The organism is Fodinicurvata fenggangensis DSM 21160, from assembly GCF_000686045.1.
In the GTDB taxonomy this organism is placed as follows: Bacteria; Pseudomonadota; Alphaproteobacteria; order Kiloniellales; family DSM-21159; genus Fodinicurvata; species Fodinicurvata fenggangensis.
In genome coordinates, this window is sequence record NZ_JMLV01000003.1 from 321,804 (window position 1) to 340,107 (window position 18,304).

At 59.9% G+C, this 18,304-nt stretch carries 15 protein-coding genes; 10 read left to right on the plus strand and 5 right to left on the minus strand.

Going from position 1 to position 18,304, the window contains the following annotated elements; all coding sequences use genetic code 11:
• The first annotated feature begins 24 nt into the window (after positions 1–24).
• Complete coding sequence (locus BP38_RS0107325; RefSeq protein ID WP_035724073.1) at positions 25–1,002, plus strand: dipeptidase; 978 nt, start codon at positions 25–27, stop codon at positions 1,000–1,002.
• A gap of 80 nt (positions 1,003–1,082) precedes the next feature.
• Here the strand turns inward: BP38_RS0107325 and fdhF are convergent, their stop codons facing one another.
• From fdhF to BP38_RS0107340, 3 genes are read right to left on the minus strand one after another with little or no spacing between them, the layout of a single operon-like run.
• A complete protein-coding gene (fdhF, locus tag BP38_RS0107330) occupies positions 1,083–3,848 on the minus strand; it encodes a formate dehydrogenase subunit alpha (protein WP_026987199.1) in 2,766 nt (921 codons plus the stop codon).
• Positions 3,845–5,563: an NADH-ubiquinone oxidoreductase-F iron-sulfur binding region domain-containing protein gene (locus tag BP38_RS0107335; RefSeq protein WP_051609086.1), complete on the minus strand. Its 1,719-nt coding sequence runs from the start codon at positions 5,561–5,563 to the stop codon at positions 3,845–3,847. Before BP38_RS0107335 ends, fdhF begins: the two co-directional genes overlap by 4 nt.
• A gap of 3 nt (positions 5,564–5,566) precedes the next feature.
• Positions 5,567–5,782, minus strand: a complete 216-nt coding sequence (locus BP38_RS0107340; RefSeq protein WP_035724076.1) for a DUF3553 domain-containing protein — start codon at positions 5,780–5,782, stop codon at positions 5,567–5,569.
• Positions 5,783–5,937: 155 nt separating this feature from the next.
• Here BP38_RS0107340 and BP38_RS21680 point away from each other — a divergent pair, with 155 nt between their 5' ends.
• Positions 5,938–6,573: a histidine phosphotransferase family protein gene (locus BP38_RS21680; RefSeq protein WP_051609087.1), complete on the plus strand. Its 636-nt coding sequence runs from the start codon at positions 5,938–5,940 to the stop codon at positions 6,571–6,573.
• A gap of 165 nt (positions 6,574–6,738) precedes the next feature.
• A complete protein-coding gene (locus BP38_RS0107350; protein WP_211250252.1) occupies positions 6,739–7,803 on the plus strand; it encodes a Fe(3+) ABC transporter substrate-binding protein in 1,065 nt (354 codons plus the stop codon).
• Positions 7,804–7,896: 93 nt separating this feature from the next.
• On the opposite strand, the gene BP38_RS0107355 is transcribed toward BP38_RS0107350, so the two are convergent.
• Positions 7,897–9,594 (minus strand): ABC transporter permease, encoded by a 1,698-nt coding sequence (locus BP38_RS0107355; RefSeq protein ID WP_026987203.1) that lies wholly within the window; start codon positions 9,592–9,594, stop codon positions 7,897–7,899.
• Between the two features lie 258 nt (positions 9,595–9,852).
• Here BP38_RS0107355 and BP38_RS0107360 point away from each other — a divergent pair, with 258 nt between their 5' ends.
• Genes BP38_RS0107360 through BP38_RS0107380 form a run of 5 tightly spaced genes read left to right on the plus strand, consistent with a single transcriptional unit; the run spans position 9,853 to position 15,491 of the window.
• Positions 9,853–12,591, plus strand: coding sequence for a hybrid sensor histidine kinase/response regulator (locus BP38_RS0107360; RefSeq protein ID WP_026987204.1), 2,739 nt, complete (start codon positions 9,853–9,855; stop codon positions 12,589–12,591).
• Positions 12,588–13,070, plus strand: coding sequence for a chemotaxis protein CheW (locus tag BP38_RS0107365; RefSeq protein ID WP_026987205.1), 483 nt, complete (start codon positions 12,588–12,590; stop codon positions 13,068–13,070). The genes BP38_RS0107360 and BP38_RS0107365 overlap by 4 nt, the downstream gene beginning before the upstream one ends.
• Positions 13,071–13,108: 38 nt before the next feature.
• The gene (locus BP38_RS0107370) at positions 13,109–13,474 is read left to right on the plus strand and encodes a response regulator (RefSeq protein WP_026987206.1); all 366 of its coding nucleotides are present in this window, start codon (positions 13,109–13,111) and stop codon (positions 13,472–13,474) included.
• Between the two features lie 50 nt (positions 13,475–13,524).
• Entirely contained in the window at positions 13,525–14,661 is a 1,137-nt protein-coding gene (locus BP38_RS0107375; RefSeq protein WP_026987207.1) for a protein-glutamate methylesterase/protein-glutamine glutaminase, read from the plus strand.
• Positions 14,658–15,491 carry a CheR family methyltransferase gene (locus BP38_RS0107380; protein ID WP_026987208.1) on the plus strand — a complete coding sequence of 278 codons (834 nt, stop codon included), beginning with the start codon at positions 14,658–14,660 and terminating at the stop codon, positions 15,489–15,491. The genes BP38_RS0107375 and BP38_RS0107380 overlap by 4 nt, the downstream gene beginning before the upstream one ends.
• A 66-nt stretch (positions 15,492–15,557) precedes the next feature.
• Here BP38_RS0107380 and ctrA read toward each other — a convergent pair whose 3' ends face one another.
• Positions 15,558–16,271, minus strand: coding sequence for a response regulator transcription factor CtrA (gene ctrA, locus BP38_RS0107385; RefSeq protein WP_026987209.1), 714 nt, complete (start codon positions 16,269–16,271; stop codon positions 15,558–15,560).
• Positions 16,272–16,509: 238 nt separating this feature from the next.
• Between ctrA and fliI the strand changes: the two genes are divergently transcribed.
• Both fliI and BP38_RS0107395 read left to right on the plus strand, forming a co-directional pair.
• On the plus strand, positions 16,510–17,877 hold the full coding sequence (gene fliI, locus BP38_RS19540) for a flagellar protein export ATPase FliI (RefSeq protein ID WP_035724078.1): 1,368 nt from the start codon (positions 16,510–16,512) through the stop codon (positions 17,875–17,877).
• Positions 17,874–18,290, plus strand: coding sequence for a flagellar FliJ family protein (locus BP38_RS0107395; RefSeq protein ID WP_026987210.1), 417 nt, complete (start codon positions 17,874–17,876; stop codon positions 18,288–18,290). The genes fliI and BP38_RS0107395 overlap by 4 nt, the downstream gene beginning before the upstream one ends.
• Positions 18,291–18,304 lie beyond the last annotated feature (14 nt).

The following is an 18,304-nucleotide window of genomic DNA, read 5'->3' on the forward strand; positions in this document are numbered from 1 at the left end:
TGACGGGTAAAACTGGAGGTATTGATGTCTGAATCCCTGCACGACCGTATTGTCGTGATTGACGGCCTGATTGTTGCCAAATGGCATCGCCCTGTCTTCGAGGCCATGCACAAGGGCGGCCTGACGGCAGTCAACTGCACCTGCTCCGTCTGGGAGGATTTCCCGACGACCATGAAGGCTGTTGCCGACATGAAGCGGCAGATCCGTGAGAACAGCGACATTCTCATGCAGGTCTATTCGACCAAGGATATCCGTCGCGCCAAGGAGGCCGGCAAGGTCGGGATTATCCTGGGCTGGCAGAACAGCACGGGGTTCGGTGACTACCTGCCTTTGGTGCAGGTCTACAAGGAGTTGGGCCTCGGCATCGTCCAGATGACCTACAATACGGCCACGACCGTGGGCTCAGGCTGTTACGAAAGCCGGGACACGGGATTGACGGACTTCGGGCGTGAATTGATCGACGAAATGAATCGCGTCGGTATCCTGATCGATCTCAGCCATGTGGGCGAGCTGACCTCCAGCGAGATCATCGCCTATTCGAAGCAGCCCGTGGCCTATTCGCACTGCCTGCCGGCCTCCCTGAAGGCACACCCTCGCAACAAGAGCGATGAGCAGCTGCGTTTCATTGCCCAGCACAACGGTTTTGCCGGGGTGACGATGTTCCCGCCCTTCCTGGCCAAGGGGACCGAGGCCACCGTCGATGATTATGTCGAGGCCGTTGAATATGTGATGAATCTTGTGGGCGAAGATCGCACGGGCATCGGAACCGATTTCACCCAGGACCATTCCGACAGCTTCTTTACCTACATCACCCAGGACAAGGGCTATGCGCGCCAACTCACCGAGTTCGGTGAGATCATCAACCCCGAAGGATTCCGGCGCATTGAGGATTTTCCGAACCTGACGGCCGCCATGGAACGCCGGGGCTGGCCAGAGGGGCGTATCGAGAAGGTGATGGGGGCCAACTGGACGAAACTATTGGAAGAAGTCTGGGGCGAATAGAGCTTCCAGGTTACCAGTAAAACGAAAAACGGCGGGGCCATTGCGGTCCCGCCGTTTTTCGTTCGTCCGTATGGAGATCGCTACTCTGCGGCCATGACCTCGTTGGTTTCCAGCCGGGCAGCACAGAACTTGAATTCCGGAATCTTGCCATAGGGGTCGAGTTGCGGATTGGTCAGCACGTTGGCTGCTGCCTCGTTGAAGCAGAAGGGTATGAAAAGCATGCCCTCGGGAACCTCGCGGTCCTTGCGAACCTTGATCTCGATGGTGCCGCGACGTGTGGTTACCTTGACCATGTCTCCCGGGTTGATTCCCCGTCGGCCCATTTCCCTGGGGTTCATGGAGACAATTGCTTCGGGTTCCAGGTCGTCCAGCACGCCGGCCCTTCGAGTCATGGCGCCCGTATGCCAATGTTCCAGCAGACGCCCTGTTGTCAGAACCAGCGGATAGTCGTCATCAGGCAACTCATCGGGCGGGACAAGATCGGTCGGGACGATGCGGGCCCGCCCATCGGCTGTCGGGAACCGCTCTGCGAAAATGATCTCGTTTCCGGGCTTGTCCGGAGCGTCCGCAGGGTAGGTAACGGAGTCCTCGCGCTCCAGCCGCTCCCAGGAGATGTTGGCGAGCGAAGGCATGACCTGTGCCATCTCCGCGAAGACATCGCTGGGGTGGCTGTAGTTCCAGTCCTCACCCATGCGCCGCGCAATCTCCTGGATCAGTTCCCAGTCCTGGCGGACCTGTCCTGGAGGCGTCACGGCGATTCGACCGATCTGCACCTGGCGATTGGTGTTGGTGTAGGTGCCTGTCTTCTCGGCATGGGCCGTCGCGGGCAGTATGACATCGGCATGCCATGCCGATTCTGTCAGGAAGATGTCCTGGACCACAAGATGCTCGAGTTTCGCAAGGGCCATGCGGGCATGGGTCTGATCAGGGTCCGACATGGCCGGGTTCTCGCCCATGATGTACATGCCCTTGATCTCGTCGGCATTGATGGCATGCATGATCTCCACCACCGTCAGACCCTTGTTCGGATCCAGGTCCTTTCCCCAGAATTCCTCGTATTCCTTGCGGATGGCGGCATCCTCGACCGATCGGTAGTCGGGATAGACCATAGGAATGAGGCCGGCATCGGACGCCCCTTGCACGTTATTCTGTCCGCGCAGCGGATGCAGTCCTGTGCCCGGTCGGCCGATCTGTCCGGTGATCAGGGCCAGTGTAATCAGGCAGCGCGCATTGTCGGTTCCGTGGACATGCTGGCTGATGCCCATGCCCCAGAAGATGATCGACTTTTCCGAACGTGCATAGATGCGGGCCACTTCCCGGATGGTCTTGGCTGGAATGCCGCAAACCTCGGCCATTTCCTCCGGAGAGAAGTTGCGGATGCGCTCCTTCAGTTCCTCGTATCCGCTGGTGCGCGCCTGGATATATTGCTCGTCGACCAGATTCTCTTCGACGATCGTATGGATCATGGCATTCAGTAGGGCGACATCTTGGCCCGGCTTGAACTGCAGCATGTGACTGGCGTAGCGGGAAAGCCCCTGATGCCTTGGATCCATCACGATCAGCTTGGCGCCGTTCTTGGCTGCCGTTTTCAGGTAGGTTGCGGCCACCGGATGATTCTGGGCCGGTCTGGCGCCGGTCACGATGATGCAGTCGCTTTCCAGGGCAGAGGTAAAGGGGGCCGTGACAGCGCCTGATCCCATGCCTTCCATCAGCGCTGCGACTGAGGAGGCGTGGCACAAACGGGTGCAGTGGTCGACATTGTTGGTACCAAAGGCCGTGCGCACCAGCTTCTGGAAAAGATAGGCCTCTTCATTGCTGCCCTTGGCAGAACCGAAGCCGGAAAGCGCACCACCGCCATCCCGCTCGCGAATGGTCTTCAGGCCACCGGCGGCCTTTTCCAGGGCTTCCTCCCAGGTGGCTTCGCGGAAATGAGTCCAGGGGTTGGCTGGATCGACCTGATCGTCCCAGCGTTTGGGGGCATCCTCGCGGCGGACCATCGGCACGGTCAGGCGTTGCGGATGGTTTATATAGTCGTAGCCGAAGCGTCCCTTCACACAGAGACGGTTCTCATTCGCTGGACCGTCACGACCATCGATCTGGACGATCTCGTTGTCCTTCACATAGACCTTGGTCTGGCAGCCCACGCCGCAATAGGGGCAAACGGAATCCACCGTCTTGTCTTCATAAACCGTTCGCTGTCCGGCCTTGTCCAGCAGGCTGGACTCCATCAAAGCGCCGGTCGGGCAGGCCTGCACACATTCACCACAGGCGACGCAGGTGCTTTCCCCCATGGGGTCGTCGAAATCGAACACCACTTTTGCATTGTGGCCGCGGTAGGCCATGCCGATCACGTCGTTGACCTGGACTTCGCGGCAAGCGCGCACGCAGAGTCCACAGTTGATGCAGGAATCCAGGTGCACGGCCATGGCCGGATGGCTGACATCCGGCAGGGGGCGGTCAGCGGTCGGAAAACGGCTGTCCTCGATGCCGATGCTTTCGGCCCAGTTCCAGAACTTGGAATCCGGATCGTGCGAAGTCTCCCGTTCCGGCTGGTCCGCGATCAGCAACTCGAAGACCATCTTGCGTGACTTGCGCGCGCGCTCCGAGGCGGTGCTGACTTTCATGCCGTCAGTCGGCTGGCGAATGCAGGATGCAGCCAGGACGCGCTCTCCCTCTACTTCCACCATGCAGGCCCGGCAATTTCCATCTTCTCGATAACCCGGTTCCGGGGAATAGCAAAGATGCGGGATTTCCGTTCCCATCCGATCGGCTACCTGCCAGATGGTTTCGCCGGGCTCGGCCAGAACTTCCTGGTCATCCAGAGTGAATTTGATCATTTCGCTCATGACCGGCTCTCCTCGGGAAAGTATTTAAGGGCACAGAGCAGCGGATTGGGGGCCGCCTGGCCGAGGCCGCAGATGGAGGAATCCATCATGACGGAGGAAAGCTCTTCCAGGAGGTCCGTATCCCACTGTTTCGCATCCAGAAGTTGGACAGCCTTCTCCGTGCCATTGCGGCAGGGTGTACACTGGCCACAGGATTCATCCTCGAAAAATCGCATCAGGTTGCGCACCACCTCCTTTATGTCGTCCTGATCGGAAAGCACGACAATGGCGGCGGAACCGATGAAGCAGCCATGGGGCTGTAGCGTGTCGAAATCGAGCGGGATGTCGTCCATGGACGCAGGCAGGATTCCGCCCGAGGCTCCGCCCGGCAGATAGCCCTTGAAACTGTATCCCTCGGCCATGCCGCCACAGTATTCCTCGATCAGTTCACGGATCGTGATACCGGCTGGGGCCAGCTTCACGCCTGGTTCATGCACGCGGCCCGACACCGAGAAGGAGCGCAGACCCTTGCGGTCATGCCGGCCTTGTGAGGTGAACCATTCGGCGCCTTTCTCAAGGATATCGCGCACCCAGTAGACGGTTTCCACGTTATGGGTGAGGGTGGGCAATCCAAACAGGCCGACTTCCGTGGGGAAGGGGGGTTTGTGCCGTGGGTAGCCGCGCTTGCCTTCGATGGATTCCAGCATGGCGGATTCCTCGCCACAGATATAGGCACCGGCTCCGCGGCGAATTTCCATGCGGCAGTGGTCAGCCAGACCGGCCAACTCGACCTTGGGCAATTCTCGTTTCAGGATTTCAATGACGGCCGGGTACTCGTCGCGGATATAGATGTAGCTGGTCTCGCACGCGCCGACCCAGGCGCCGATCAGCATGCCTTCGATGAAACGGTGAGGGTCGCTTTCCAGGAAATAGCGGTCCTTGAAGGTGCCCGGCTCACCCTCGTCTCCATTGATGGCCATCAGGCGTGGATGGACCTGGGACTGCATGATCTGCCATTTAAGGCCGGCCCGGAAGCCGGCGCCGCCAAGACCGCGCAGGTCCGCTTCCTTCATGGTAGCGATGATGTCCTCGCGCGTCAGTTCGCCATCCAGGATGCGTTGCAGGAGGCGGTAGCCGCCCTCCGCGCGATAGCTGTCGAAGTCCTTGTAGTCGGGAATCTCCGGATGCATTTGCCGGTCCGAAATGGCCGTCGAGATGCTCTCCCTGCTTGCGTGGTCAACATGATGGTGGCCGACTTCCGCTACGGGAGCCGTGTCGCAGCGGCCCATGCAGGGTGCGCGCAGGATGCGGACTTCACTGTTGGCGTCTGCTTCCAGTTCCTCGATCAGACGTTGCGCGCCCATCATCTCGCAGGTCAGGGACTCGCAGACGCGCACTGTTATTGGGGCTGGAGGCGTTTCCCCGTCTTCAATGATGTCGAAGTGCGCGTAGAAGGATGCGGTTTCATAGACTGCAGCCAAGGGCAGCTTCATTTCCTCGGCAAGTGCCGCCAGATGCGCAGCTGAGAGACAGCCGTAACTGTCCTGAACCAGATGAAGATGCTCGATCAGCAGGTCAGGCTGCCGCGAGCGCTCTCCAAGCAGTGCGCGGACTTGGTCGAGTGCCTCGGATTCGGCCTGGCGCCCCTTTGGGGTCAGGGGAGCCTTGCGGCGTCCTGAGCCAGGATGGATCTGCCTCTCAGCCTGCGAGGTGGGTGCTGTTTGCCCTTGGGACATCAATCAATCCGTACTGTTCTTGCTGTGATTGGGGGAGTCCTCATCCTGTGCCAGCTGCAACTCTATGATTGCCGAGTTGATGAGGACCTTTCCGGCGTTTTCGAAGTTGACGGTGATTCGATCTCCGATGACGGACTGCACCTGCCCAAGTCCCCAATCCTTGCGCGTTGGATGGTAGACGTAGGTCCCCGGAACAATATCACCCAGAAAGGCGGACATCCTGCCGCTGTACCTCCGAAAACATTGAGACAACTCTACAAAGTGGCCATGGCGGGCCCAAGGCCAGGAACGACACCGAAGGCGAACGAAGCGACACTTGAACAGGACGGAAGGGCGCAGCACACTTCCATCCCCATGAAAGAGAAGGGCAATACATGATGTCATCTGCCGATTTCCGTCTTGCGGAACTGCTATCCTCGCGGCTTTGCCATGATCTGGTGGGACCAATCAGTGCCATCGGCAACGGCACGGAACTGCTTCAGGAAATGAGTCCGATGGATGCTGAGGCCGTGGACCTGATCGCATCCAGCGCTGGGCAGGCTTCTAGCAAGCTCGCCTTTTTCCGTCTTGCCTATGGTGCCGCAGGCGAGCGCATCAGCACACTGGAGGATATCCGGCCTGTGATTGACAACTGGTTGAAGGAAGAGAGGCTGGCTTTGCAATGGCCGGAAACCGGGGGTGATCACCTGGCTGGTCATAAAGGTAAGATCCTCATGAATGTCCTGGGTCTGGCGCGCGAATGCCTGCCGCGGGGCGGGGAGTTGCAGTTGTCGGTCCTTCCTGAGGAGGCCAGTCTGGTTCTGGACTTGCAGGGCCATGGTGCGAGCGTGGAGTTAAGAGACGACACCGCTCAGGGCCTGGACAAATCCATCTCGCCTGATGGCCTGACGCCTCGGAATGTTCATGCCTATTTCACCCGTCAATTGGTGGAGCTCCAGGATGGCAGCCTGGGACTGGATGCAAATGCCAAACAGAGTGCGCTTGAAATCCGTGTCACCCTGCCTGGCTGAAAGCCAGAGCAACCACTGAGGCATTGGGGCCTCAGTTGCGCCTCGCACATTCACAGTCCATCCGTGCCTTTCTAGCTGCGTATAGGAGTGATTTGCATTTACGAATGCACTTGAGACTGCTACTCATTTGAGTCTGCAAATCAGTAAGCAAGGGAGTTTTCCAGTATGCAGCCAATATTTCACCGTGTGATGTCCACTTCGACAGCCCTGGGCCTCTTGGCTGGACTCGGGATTGCCGGCGGAATGGGCTTGCCGCTCGGCATTGCATCGGCCGAAGCGCAGGATGAACTGAACGTCTATTCGGCGCGCCACTATGAAGCCGACGATGCCCTTTTCTCCGGCTTTACCAAAGAGACCGGGATCGAGGTGAACATCATCGAGGGCAGTGACGAGGAACTGGTCACGCGCATCGTGAACGAGGGAGCCAACAGTCCGGCAGACGTCCTGATCACGGTGGACGCTGGTCGCCTTTGGCGTGCCGACCAGGAAGGTGTGTTTCAGCCTGTCGAATCCGAGGTCCTGGAAGAGCGTATTCCCGCCAACTTGCGGCATCCGGACGGGCACTGGTTCGGCTTCTCCACGCGCATTCGCACTCTCTACTACAATCCGGAGATCGTGGACGAGCCACCACAGACCTATGAGGACCTGGCGGCCCCGCGCTTCGAAGGACTGGTCTGCATCCGTTCCAGCTCCAATATCTACAACCTCTCGCTGATGGCCTCCCTGATCGAGCATCACGGCGCCGAGAAAGCGGAGGAATGGGCAAATGGGGTCGTCAGCAACTTCGCGCGGGATCCGCAAGGCGGCGATACCGACCAGATTCGCGGTGTGGCCTCCGGAGAATGTGGTGTCGCCCTGGCCAATCACTACTACTACATGCGACTGGTTCGCTCCGATGACGATGCGGACCAGGAGGTGGTCGAGAACACCGAGCTGGTTTGGGCCAACCAGGAAGGTCGCGGGGCCCATCAGAACGTTTCCGGGGCCGGTGTCCTGCAGAACGCGCCGCACAAGGATGCGGCCGTGAAGTTCCTGGAATACCTGGCAACGGATGAGGCTCAGGCCTATTTCGCGAATGGCAACAATGAGTATCCGGCCGTGGAGTCTGCGCTGGACAATCCGGTGCTGGAGGAGTTTGGACGTCCGAAACTGGATGATGTGAATGTTTCCGTCTACGGCGAGAACCAGCCGGAAGCACAGATGATCTTCGATCGGGCTGGCTGGAAGTAAGCTGAAATAGCGAAAACGAAATCGCGTTTCAGGGCCCTGTCCGCCTTTGCGGGCAGGGCCCTCGCTTGTCTGCGGAGTCTACTGAAAGGCTCTTTACCGGCCGGGGCGGGAGCGGGCAATGGCGCGGGAGAGAATGATGACCGGCAGCAGGCCGACCGAAACGATCATCAGGGCAGGCGTAGCCGCATGATCCAGGCGCTCGTCCGAGGCGAAGTTGTGCGCCGTGATCGCCAGAGTGTCGAAGTTGAAGGGGCGCATGATCAGCGTGGCGGGCAGTTCCTTCATGACATCGACGAAAACCAGCAATCCGGCAGTCAGCAAGCTGCCCCACATCAGCGGGGCATGGACCTTGGCAAGGGTTTCGAAGGGGCCGTGGCCAAGACTGCGCGCGGCATCCTCCATGCTGGGGCGGACCTTGGTGAAGCCGGCTTCAACGGCCTGTAGCGAAACGGCGAGGAATCGCACCAGATAAGCAAAGACAATCGCGGCAATCCCACCGGTCAAGAGCAGGCCGGTCGATAGTCCGAACAGGTTTTCGAACAGGCCGGAGATCGTGTTGTCCAGCCAGGTGAAGGGCAGCAGGATTCCCACCCCTATGACCGAGCCAGGTATGGCATAGCCGAGTCCAGCTACGCGGTTGGCTGTAATGCTGACGACCGTGGGGCGTATTCGCAGGCTATAGGCCATGATCAGGGCCAGGATCACCGCAAGCACCGCCGTGATGGCCCCGAGAACGAAGGTGTTATAGGCCTGAGGAAGGTACTTCGAGATTTCGAGTCCGTTGTCCAGAGCCATGTTGAGCAGCAGGCCGGCAGGTAGCAGGAAGCCGAAGACGACAGGCAGTGCGCAGGCGAATGTGGACAGCCAGGCTTTCCCGCCCCTCAATTCGTATTCCGGCAGGTGCTGGTAACGATTGGTCGTGTGATGGAAGCGCCTCTGGCCACGGCTGAGGCGTTCGAGCAGCAGGCAGGCAAAGACGAAGCCCAGCAGTATGGCTGCCAGCTGTGCGGCGGCCACCTGGTCATACATGGAGAACCAGGCCCGGTAGATTCCTGTGGTGAAGGTCGGGACTCCGAAGTACTGGACCGTGCCAAAATCAGCCAGGGTTTCCATGAGCGCCAGGGTCGTACCGGCCACGATGGACGGGCGGGCCAGGGGGACAGCAACACGCAGGAAGGCGTTCCAGGGGCCGCACCCCAGGGTTCGGCTTACTTCGAGCGCGCAAGCGGATTGCTGCAGGAAAGCCGCTCGGGTCAGGAGGTAGACATAAGGGTAGAGCACCAGAAACAGCATGGTCGCAGCGCCGCCGACCGAGTGGATGTCCGGAAACCAGTAGTCCCTGGGTGTCTGCCAGCCGAAGAAGTCCCGAAGCGCTGTCTGCAGGGGTCCGCTGTACTGCAGGAAATCCGTATAGGCATAGGCCATGACATAGGCTGGCACGGCCAAGGGCAGGATAAGCGCCCATTCAAGGAGGTTGCGGCCGGGAAAGCGGCACATGGTAACCAGCCAGGCCGTGGAGACGCCAATGGAGATGACCCCGGCGCCGACAATGACCGCCAGCCAGATGGTGTTGGCGATATAGTCCGGCAGGACCGTTTCCACCAGGTGGGACCAGATTTCAGACTGCGGAAGCAGGAGGTTGTAGACGACGGTGGCTGCGGGAATGCAGAACAGGAGCGCGATAATGGCCGAAATCACGCTGAGCAGTCGTATTCTTCCGCGCCGCCGGGCGCGAGGCGGCGCGTCACGCAACGGGCCGGAAATTTCGATCAGGTCGCTGCTCTGGGTCATCTCAGGGGCAATATGGGAAAACGCATTACTCTTGCAGGCTTAGCAGGCTTGCGCTGCTTGTGAAAGTGCGATGCGTTATCACGGCATAGGATTCCAGCGCCCGGTGACGATCTGTCGCGAGCCTGCCTTTTGCTTAAAAAAGCGAAATTCCTGGTTGGCTGCTAACAGCCTTTTAACCCTTTTCCTGCGAGTATCACGGTCGTTACGGATGAACGCCGCTCGGTGAGCAGGCGTTCGACAGACAATGCAGGTAAGAATATGGATGAACTTCTCCAAGAATTCCTGACGGAAACGAATGAGGGATTGGGATATCTGGATGTCGAGCTAGTAAAGCTTGAGCAGAACCCCAACGACCCGGATATTCTCTCGAACATTTTCCGGCTGATGCACACGATCAAGGGAACCTGTGGTTTCCTGGGATTGCCGCGCTTGGAGGCGGTGGCCCATGCGGGCGAGAATGTGCTTGGCAAGGTGCGCGACGGGGATGTCGAGGTTACGCCTGGCCTGGTTTCGATCGTTCTGGAATGTCTTGACCGCATTCGCCTGATCCTTGGGGCCCTGGAGGAAACCGAGGCGGAGCCTGTCGGTGACGACAGTGAACTGATTGCACGTCTGGAAACCGTCGCCGAAGGTTGGGATGCCGAACAGCTGACCCAGCCGGTTGCTTCGGATGCGCTGGAAACAGGCAGTGATGCCCCGAGCGAAGAGGCGGCATCGGTGCCGACGGCGGAGGATTCGGCAGCAGACGAAACGGTGTCGGAGGTTGATCCCGAACAGGCCGATGAAGATGTTCCGGTCGAGCTGGCGGAAATCGAGGCAACCGAGGAAAACATTGTCGAAATGGTGCAGCCTGGCGAAGAGGTTGTGGCGGTTGTATCGAACGATGGTGCCGGCGGTGGTCAGCCGCCCGCGCCTGAAATGGAGGCCGGAGACCAGGGGCAACCTCGGGAATCGTCCGTTGCCAATCAGTCGATCCGCGTGAACGTGGAGCTGTTGGAGAACCTGATGACGATGGTCTCCGAGCTGGTCCTGAACCGGAACCAGCTTCTTCAGATTCTGCGTACGCACAAGGACAGCGACTTTGCCGCTCCTTTGCAGCGGCTCAACCATGTGGTCTCCGAGCTGCAGGAAGGGGTCATGAAGACCCGTATGCAGCCAATCGGCAATGCCTGGGCCAAGCTTCCACGCATCGTGCGCGACCTGTCGCAGGACATGCACAAGAAGATCGACCTTCAGATGAAGGGCGCGGACACGGAATTGGATCGGCAGGTCCTGGAACTGATCAAGGATCCGCTGACCCACATGGTGCGCAACTCCGCCGACCACGGGCTGGAGACCACCGAAGGACGGCGTGCCGCCGGCAAGCCCGAGACCGGCACAATCGTCCTGAACGCCTATCACGAAGGCGGCCACATCATCATCCAGATCACCGACGATGGGCGCGGGCTGAATACTGACAAGATCAAGGAGAAGGCGCTGGCCAACGGCCTGACCACCGAGGCCGAGTTGGCGAACATGAATGAACAGCAGATCATGCAGTTCATCTTCAAGCCCGGCTTCTCCACGGCACAGGAGGTCACCTCCGTCTCGGGCCGTGGTGTCGGTATGGATGTCGTGCGCTCCAACATCGAGAAGATCGGCGGCAACGTCGAACTGACCTCGAAGTACGGCAAGGGCACAAGCTTTACCATCAAGATCCCGCTGACGCTGGCGATCGTCTCGGCGTTGATCGTGGAGAGTGCCTCCGAGCGCTTTGCGATCCCGCAGCTTGCCGTGATCGAGCTGGTGCGCGCCTCGGCCAATTCCGACCACAGCATCGAGCGGATCAACGATACGCCGGTCCTGCGCCTGCGCAATCGCCTGCTCCCACTGGTCAATCTCAGCGAATTGCTGAAGCTGGAGCGTGAAGACGACGAGAGCGAGAAGGATCAGTTCATCGTTGTTGCCAAGGTCGGCACATACAGTTTCGGCATCATTGTCGACCGGGTGTTCGACACCGAAGAAATTGTGGTGAAGCCGGTGGCGCCCATCCTGCGGGATATCACCCTGTTCTCGGGCAACACCATCCTGGGGGATGGATCGGTCGTCATGATCCTGGATCCCAATGGCATTGCCGGGGAGACAGGGGAGTTGACGGTCACGGAAGGTATGGAAGGCATGGCAGAGCAGAAGGCCGCCAAGTCGGACGATACCGTGGCTATGCTGCTTTTCAAGGCGGGAAGCGAAGCCCCGAAAGCCGTGCCGCTTGGCTTGGTGGCACGCCTGGAAGAGATCGATCGCGAGACCATCGAGACTTCTGGCGGGCAGCCGGTTGTTCAGTATCGCGGCCAGTTGATGCCTTTGATCACCATGGATTCCCATCAGGCTCTCGAGGGAACCGGCCGTCAGCAGGTGCTGGTCTTCACCGACCGCAATCGCAGCATGGGCTTGGTGGTCGACAGTATCCTGGATATCGTCGAAGAGCCGTTGAATATCGAGCTTGGCGGCGAGCATCAGGGTTACATCGGATCTGCCACGATCGCCGGGAAGGCCACGGACATCATCGACACCGGCTACTTCCTGACCCAGGCCTATTCCGATTGGTTCCAGGCGGATGGGAAGCTGGAGGGGGATTCGGCTTCGAACCGCATTCTGCTGGTAGACGACAGTCCCTTCTTCCGAAACCTGCTGGCGCCACTGCTTTCCTCAGCCGGCTATAACGTGACTTCGGTCGAAGGCGCCGATGCCGCGCTTGAGCTGTGTGAAGCAGGGGAGGACTTCGACGTGATCCTCTCGGACATCGAGATGCCGGGCATGAGCGGTTTCGAGTTTGCCGCGGCCGTGCGTGCCAACCGCTGGTCGGAAACGCCGCTGGTGGCGCTTTCCGGCCATGCCAGTCCCAATGACTTTGCGCGCGGGCGCGCGGCGGGCTTCAGTGACTATGTGACGAAGTTCGATCGGGCCGGCCTGCTGGCATCCCTGAACGAAACCCTGTCGAATATGCGAGGTGCGGCATGAATGATCTGGAGCGCATGAAGTCTGGCCTGATGGAGGCCGAGGGTGCGAAGGAATTCGTGACCTTCTACATCGGGGACCAGCTGTTCGGGATCCATGTCCTGCAGGTCCAGGACATCCTGAGCAATGTCCGGACCACGCGCATCCCCTTGGCCCCGCCCGAAATCACGGGATCCCTTAACCTGCGCGGTCGCATTGTCACAGCCATCAATGTCCGCCTGCGCATAGGCCTGCCCCCGCTTGAAGGCGCGCAATCCGGCATGTCCATCGTGGTCGACCACCACGGTGAACTCTACAGCCTGATGGTGGATTCAGTGGGTGAGGTCATGCCACTGCAGTCAGAGGATTTCGAGCGCAGCCCGCCCACGATCTCTCCGCGCCTCAAGGAGTATTCCGAAGGCATCTATCGCTTGAAGGACAGACTGCTGGTGGTGCTCAACATCGAGCGCCTGCTGGACTTCGGCCGCGCCTCCGCCGCCTAGCTCTCAAGCGAAACAGGTCTTCAGTTACGGGGATAGGGATGAAAAGCTGTCTTATCGTGGACGACTCCAAGACGGTGCGCATGGTCGCCAAGCGCATCCTGGAGGAGTTGAGTTTTTCCACACGCGAAGCCTGTGATGGCCAGGAGGCTCTGCAACTCTGTGAAAGCGAGATGCCGGATGCCATACTGCTGGATTGGAACATGCCGGTTAAGAACGGTATCGACTTCCTACGCGAACTGCGCGGCAAGGTGGGAGTGAACCAGCCAGTCGTCATTTTCTGCACCACCGAGAACGGCCTTTCACATATTCACGAGGCCATCGCGGCCGGTGCCGATGAGTACATCATGAAGCCCTTCGACAGCGGCATCGTGGAGTCCAAGTTTTCCCAGGTCGGGCTTATCTGAATGGATGGCCGGTCCTTCTCCGTAACCTGCCTGTCGCCTGGGAGTGACAGATGAGCAACCCAGACAGCCGCGCCTCCCGCTACCGCGTCATGGTGGTCGATGATTCGGCCGTGATTCGGGGCTTGCTCACGCGCACGCTCGAGGAAGATCCGGACATAAAGGTCTCGGCCTCTGTCTCGAACGGCCAGATGGCGCTGAACTCGCTGGCGCGGGAGAGCGCGGACGTGGTCGTCCTGGACATCGAGATGCCGGTTATGGATGGCCTGACCGCATTGCCCAAGATCCTGGAGGCTTCGCCGAGGACAAAGGTCATCATGGCCTCGACCCTGACCCGCAAGAACGCGGATGTCAGCCTGAAGGCCATGCGTGCCGGTGCAGCGGATTACATCGCCAAGCCAACCACGAGTCTGGGGCATCAGTCAGCCAACGACTTCCGTCGGGAGCTGCGCAACAAGGTCAAGGCATTGGCCGAAGCAGGGCGACAGGAAGCACCCCGTGCGGCGCGGACAGAGACAGAAGCCCGAAGCAAAACGGTACAGCCCAAGGCAGCACCAGCAGCGCGCAGGCCTGTAGGTACACTGCGTCCGCTTGGCGGCATGCCGCCAAGGGTTCTGGCGATCGGCAGTTCCACAGGCGGCCCGCAGGCCCTGTTCAAGGTGCTGGGAGATATGCGGGGCATGCTGAAGAGCCTGCCAGTCCTGATCACGCAACATATGCCGGCGACCTTCACCACGCTGCTTGCCGAACATCTGGCCCGTGTATCCGGGATGCCCTGCCAGGAGGGTGTTAACAAGGCACCGGTCCAGCCCGGACATGTCTATGTCGCGCCCGGTGGGTATCACATGGAGGTCGTGCGCAACGGTGCCGAGACTCCCGTCATTCGCTTGACGCAGGAACCGCCGGAGAATTTCTGCCGGCCGTCCGTCAATCCCATGCTGCGCAGTGCCAGTGAGGTCTACGGTGCACGCACCCTTGCCCTGATCCTGACCGGTATGGGGTCGGACGGCTTGGCAGGTGCGGAGAAGGTGGTGGCCGCCGGTGGTACGGTGATCGCCCAGGACGAAGAGAGTTCGGTGGTCTGGGGAATGCCCGGAGCCGTGACCGGCAAGGGTTTCTGTTCCGCCGTTCTTCCGCTTATGCAGATCGCGCCCTACCTGCGCGACAATATCCTGAGGACAGCGGCATGAAGCCCGAAGATTTCGAATACCTCGCCCGGTTCCTGAAGGAGTCCTCCGGTCTGATCCTGGGCAAGGAGAAGAGCTACCTGCTTGAGAGCCGTTTGACTCCTTTGGTGCGCAAATGGGGACTTTCGGGTCTGGATGGCCTGATTGCCGAGGTGCGCAAGAGTGGCAACAAGGAGTTGCGTCGAGAGGTGGTCGAGGCAATGACCACCAACGAATCCTTTTTCTTCCGGGACAACCGTCCCTTCGACCAGTTTCGCGATCTGGTGCTGCCGCACTTGATGAAGGCGCGCGCCTCCTCACGCCGCATCCGGATTCTCTGCGCCGCCTGTTCCTCTGGGCAGGAGCCCTATTCGTTGGCCATGCTGCTCGAGGAAAGCAATCTGGACCTGAAGGACTGGAAGATCGAGATCATCGGAACCGACATTTCGACCGAAATGCTGGAGAAAGCCAAAAAGGGACTCTACAGCCAGTTTGAAGTCCAGCGCGGCCTGCCCGTGAAGATGCTGGTGAAGTATTTCGAGCAGGTTGGGGATCGCTGGCAGATTGCAAAGGTCCTGCGCGATCGTGTGCAGTTCCGCTATTCGAACCTGCTGGAAAGCACGTCTGAACTGGGACAGTTCGATGTGATCTTCCTGCGCAATGTCCTGATCTATTTCGACCAGCCGACCAAGAGCCAAGTGCTCACGCGCATGTCGAAGCAGTTGGCCCCGGACGGTTTCCTCTATCTGGGCGGCGCCGAAACGGTGCTGGGTGTCTCGGATCGCCTGCAGCTGATGCCCGGGCAACGCGGGATCTACTGTCTGAAGGACACGGCGAAAGCAGCGACGGGCTGACTGAAGGACACGGCGAAAGCAGCGACGGGCTGACAGTCTTTTGCCAGGATCGCCTGGCCAGCCCGTTCAGGCGCTGGCCAGCTGGCGCGTGTCCGCCGTTGCCTCTGCAGGGTCGCGTAGCACGTACCCACGGCCCCAGACCGTTTCAATGTAGTTTTCGCCGTTGGTGGCATTGGTCAGCTTTTTGCGAAGCTTGCAAACGAAGACGTCAATGATCTTCAACTCAGGCTCGTCGATGCCGCCGTAGAGATGGTTCAGGAACATCTCCTTGGTCAGCGTCGTGCCCTTGCGCAGCGAGAGCAGCTCCAGGATGCCATATTCCTTGCCAGTCAGGTGAAGGGGCTGGCCGTCCACCTCGACGGTGCGGCTGTCCAGGTTCACACTGAGGCGTCCCGTGCTTATGACGGAATCGGAATGCCCCTTGGAGCGCCGGACGATGGCCTGGATCCGGGCGATCAGTTCGGTCTTGTGGAAGGGCTTGGTGATGTAGTCGTCGGCACCGAAGCCGAGGCCCTTGATCTTGTCGTCCAGGCTGTCGAGGCCGGACAGGATGAGGATGGGTGTGTTTACCTTCGAGGAGCGCAAGCGCCTCAGCACCTCGTAGCCATCCATGTCAGGCAGCATGAGATCCAGAATAATGATATCGTAGTCGTAGAGCTTGCCGATCTCGAGACCGTCTTCTCCAAGCTCTGTCGCATCGCAGACATACCCATCAGAGCGCAACATCATCTCGATGCTGCGTGAAAGGTTGTTGTCGTCCTCTACCAAAAGAACCCGCATTTCTGGCTCCCCCATATCGCTTTTGCGTCGGTATCTTAACCATTGTGACTAAATTGGGTTAACACTTTCTTACCTGAAATTGTATCTTTTGATCATTAGAGACTTATCGGCGTCTCTTCCGGGGTATGGCAGCCACGCAATCGCGACATGCTTTACCGAAACTTAAGCTTCCCCCTGCAGTATGGATGTCAGGCGCAGTTGCGTTCCCAATTCCATGACCCACTGCAAAGTTCTTTCGATGCATGATTCCGTTGAGTCTTTCCTTTCCGAATTGAACCAGATACCTGAGCGCCGTTCTTACGGTCGGGTCTCGGGTGTCCAGGGCATGACGCTGGAGGTCTCGGGCCTTGAACGCGAGCTGTCCATCGGTTCGCGCTGCGACGTGATCGGACGCGGCAACAGCCGGGTGACCTGCGAGGTTGTGGGTTTCCGCGAATCGCGCGCCCTGCTGCTGCCCTTCGGGTCGCTGGAGGGGATCGGCATGGGCTGCAAGGCAGAGCTGGCAGCTGCCGAACCCATGGTCTGGCCCAGTTCGGCCTGGCTTGGCCGCGTGGTTAATGCATTGGGTGAACCGATCGACGGCAAGGGACCGATTGCCTCGGGGCAGGCGCCCTATAGCCTGCGCAGCGCACCGCCTCCGGCGCATGCCCGCCGGCGTGTGGGCCACAAGCTGGATCTCGGGGTGCGCGCACTCAACACCTTCCTGACCTGTTGCCAGGGACAGCGCATGGGCATCTTTGCCGGCTCCGGTGTGGGCAAGTCGGTCCTGCTGTCCATGCTGGCACGCTATACGGCCTCCGATGTGAACGTGATCGGCCTGATCGGCGAGCGTGGCCGCGAAGTTCAGGAATGGCTTGAAGACGACCTGGGGCCCGAAGGCCTGGCGCGTTCGGTGGTGGTGGTTGCCACCTCGGACGAGGCGCCACTGATGCGCCGCCAGGCGGCCTATCTGACCCTGGCGCTGTCCGAATTCTACCGCGATCAGGGCCAGGAGGTTCTCTGCCTGATGGATTCCGTGACGCGCTTCGCCATGGCCATGCGCGAGATTGGCTTGTCCGCCGGTGAACCGCCGGCCAGCAAGGGCTATACGCCCAGCGTCTTTGCCGAACTGCCGCGCCTGCTGGAACGGGCCGGGCCCGGTGGCGGAAGCCAGGGATCCATCACGGGCCTCTTTACCGTTCTGGTCGAGGGCGATGATCACAACGAGCCGGTGGCCGATGCTGTGCGCGGCATCCTGGATGGGCATATCGTCCTTGAGCGGGCCATTGCGGAGCGCGGGCGCTATCCGGCCATCAATATCCTGCGCAGCATTTCGCGGACCATGCCGGCCTGCAACACAGCGGACGAGGAAACATTGATCAATCGGGCGCGCCGCCTTATGGCGACCTACGAGGACATGGCCGAACTGATACGGCTGGGGGCCTATCGCCGGGGCAGTGACCCCGGCATTGACGAGGCCATCTATTACTATGACCGGATCGAGGAATTCCTGAAGCAAAACAAGAACGAACGGGCTGATCTTGAAGCCGGCTATGCAGATCTTGCCCAGCGGCTGGATGAAACCTGGCCGCTGTCTGCGGCCACGGATCAGGAGGAGCGGGTGTGAACGGTCTTGAGAACCTGGTGCGGCTGAAGCGCTGGAAACTGGACGAGCAGCGTCGCGCCCTGGCCGATCTGGAAGCTCTGGAGGAACGCCTGCGGGCCGATCTGGAGCGCCTGGAGGAGGAGATCGCTCAGGAAAAGGCCGCCGCCAATGGCGACGAGGAAGGCAATCGCGTCTTCCCCTTCTATGCGGCCAATGCCCTGAAGCGGCGCGAGCGCCTGTGGGATTCCCTGAACAAGGTCAGCGGCGAAACGCTGCAGGCGCGCGATGCCGTGGCCGAGGCCTTCGAGGAGGTCAAACGTTACGAGCAGACCCTGGAAAACGTGGCGCAGCGGCGCCAGGAATCACGCCGCAAGCGTGAGCAGAAGGAAATGGATGAAATCGGCCTGAGACTGCATCGCCAGCGGGGCAAGTAGGATCCTGCCGCCCA

Excerpts from the sequence above, each read along its gene's own strand:
- BP38_RS0107360 (WP_026987204.1), top strand. The coding sequence starts at position 9,853 with ATGGATGAACTTCTCCAAGAATTCCTGACGGAAACGAATGAGGGATTG.
- fliI (WP_035724078.1), top strand. The coding sequence starts at position 16,510 with ATGCATGATTCCGTTGAGTCTTTCCTTTCCGAATTGAACCAGATACCT.
- ctrA (WP_026987209.1), bottom strand. The coding sequence starts at position 16,271 with ATGCGGGTTCTTTTGGTAGAGGACGACAACAACCTTTCACGCAGCATC.
- BP38_RS0107365 (WP_026987205.1), top strand. The coding sequence starts at position 12,588 with ATGAATGATCTGGAGCGCATGAAGTCTGGCCTGATGGAGGCCGAGGGT.
- BP38_RS0107350 (WP_211250252.1), top strand. The coding sequence starts at position 6,739 with ATGCAGCCAATATTTCACCGTGTGATGTCCACTTCGACAGCCCTGGGC.
- BP38_RS0107370 (WP_026987206.1), top strand. The coding sequence starts at position 13,109 with ATGAAAAGCTGTCTTATCGTGGACGACTCCAAGACGGTGCGCATGGTC.
- fdhF (WP_026987199.1), bottom strand. The coding sequence starts at position 3,848 with ATGAGCGAAATGATCAAATTCACTCTGGATGACCAGGAAGTTCTGGCC.
- BP38_RS0107355 (WP_026987203.1), bottom strand. The coding sequence starts at position 9,594 with ATGACCCAGAGCAGCGACCTGATCGAAATTTCCGGCCCGTTGCGTGAC.
- BP38_RS21680 (WP_051609087.1), top strand. The coding sequence starts at position 5,938 with ATGATGTCATCTGCCGATTTCCGTCTTGCGGAACTGCTATCCTCGCGG.
- BP38_RS0107380 (WP_026987208.1), top strand. The coding sequence starts at position 14,658 with ATGAAGCCCGAAGATTTCGAATACCTCGCCCGGTTCCTGAAGGAGTCC.
- BP38_RS0107375 (WP_026987207.1), top strand. The coding sequence starts at position 13,525 with ATGAGCAACCCAGACAGCCGCGCCTCCCGCTACCGCGTCATGGTGGTC.
- BP38_RS0107325 (WP_035724073.1), top strand. The coding sequence starts at position 25 with ATGTCTGAATCCCTGCACGACCGTATTGTCGTGATTGACGGCCTGATT.
- BP38_RS0107340 (WP_035724076.1), bottom strand. The coding sequence starts at position 5,782 with ATGTCCGCCTTTCTGGGTGATATTGTTCCGGGGACCTACGTCTACCAT.
- BP38_RS0107335 (WP_051609086.1), bottom strand. The coding sequence starts at position 5,563 with ATGTCCCAAGGGCAAACAGCACCCACCTCGCAGGCTGAGAGGCAGATC.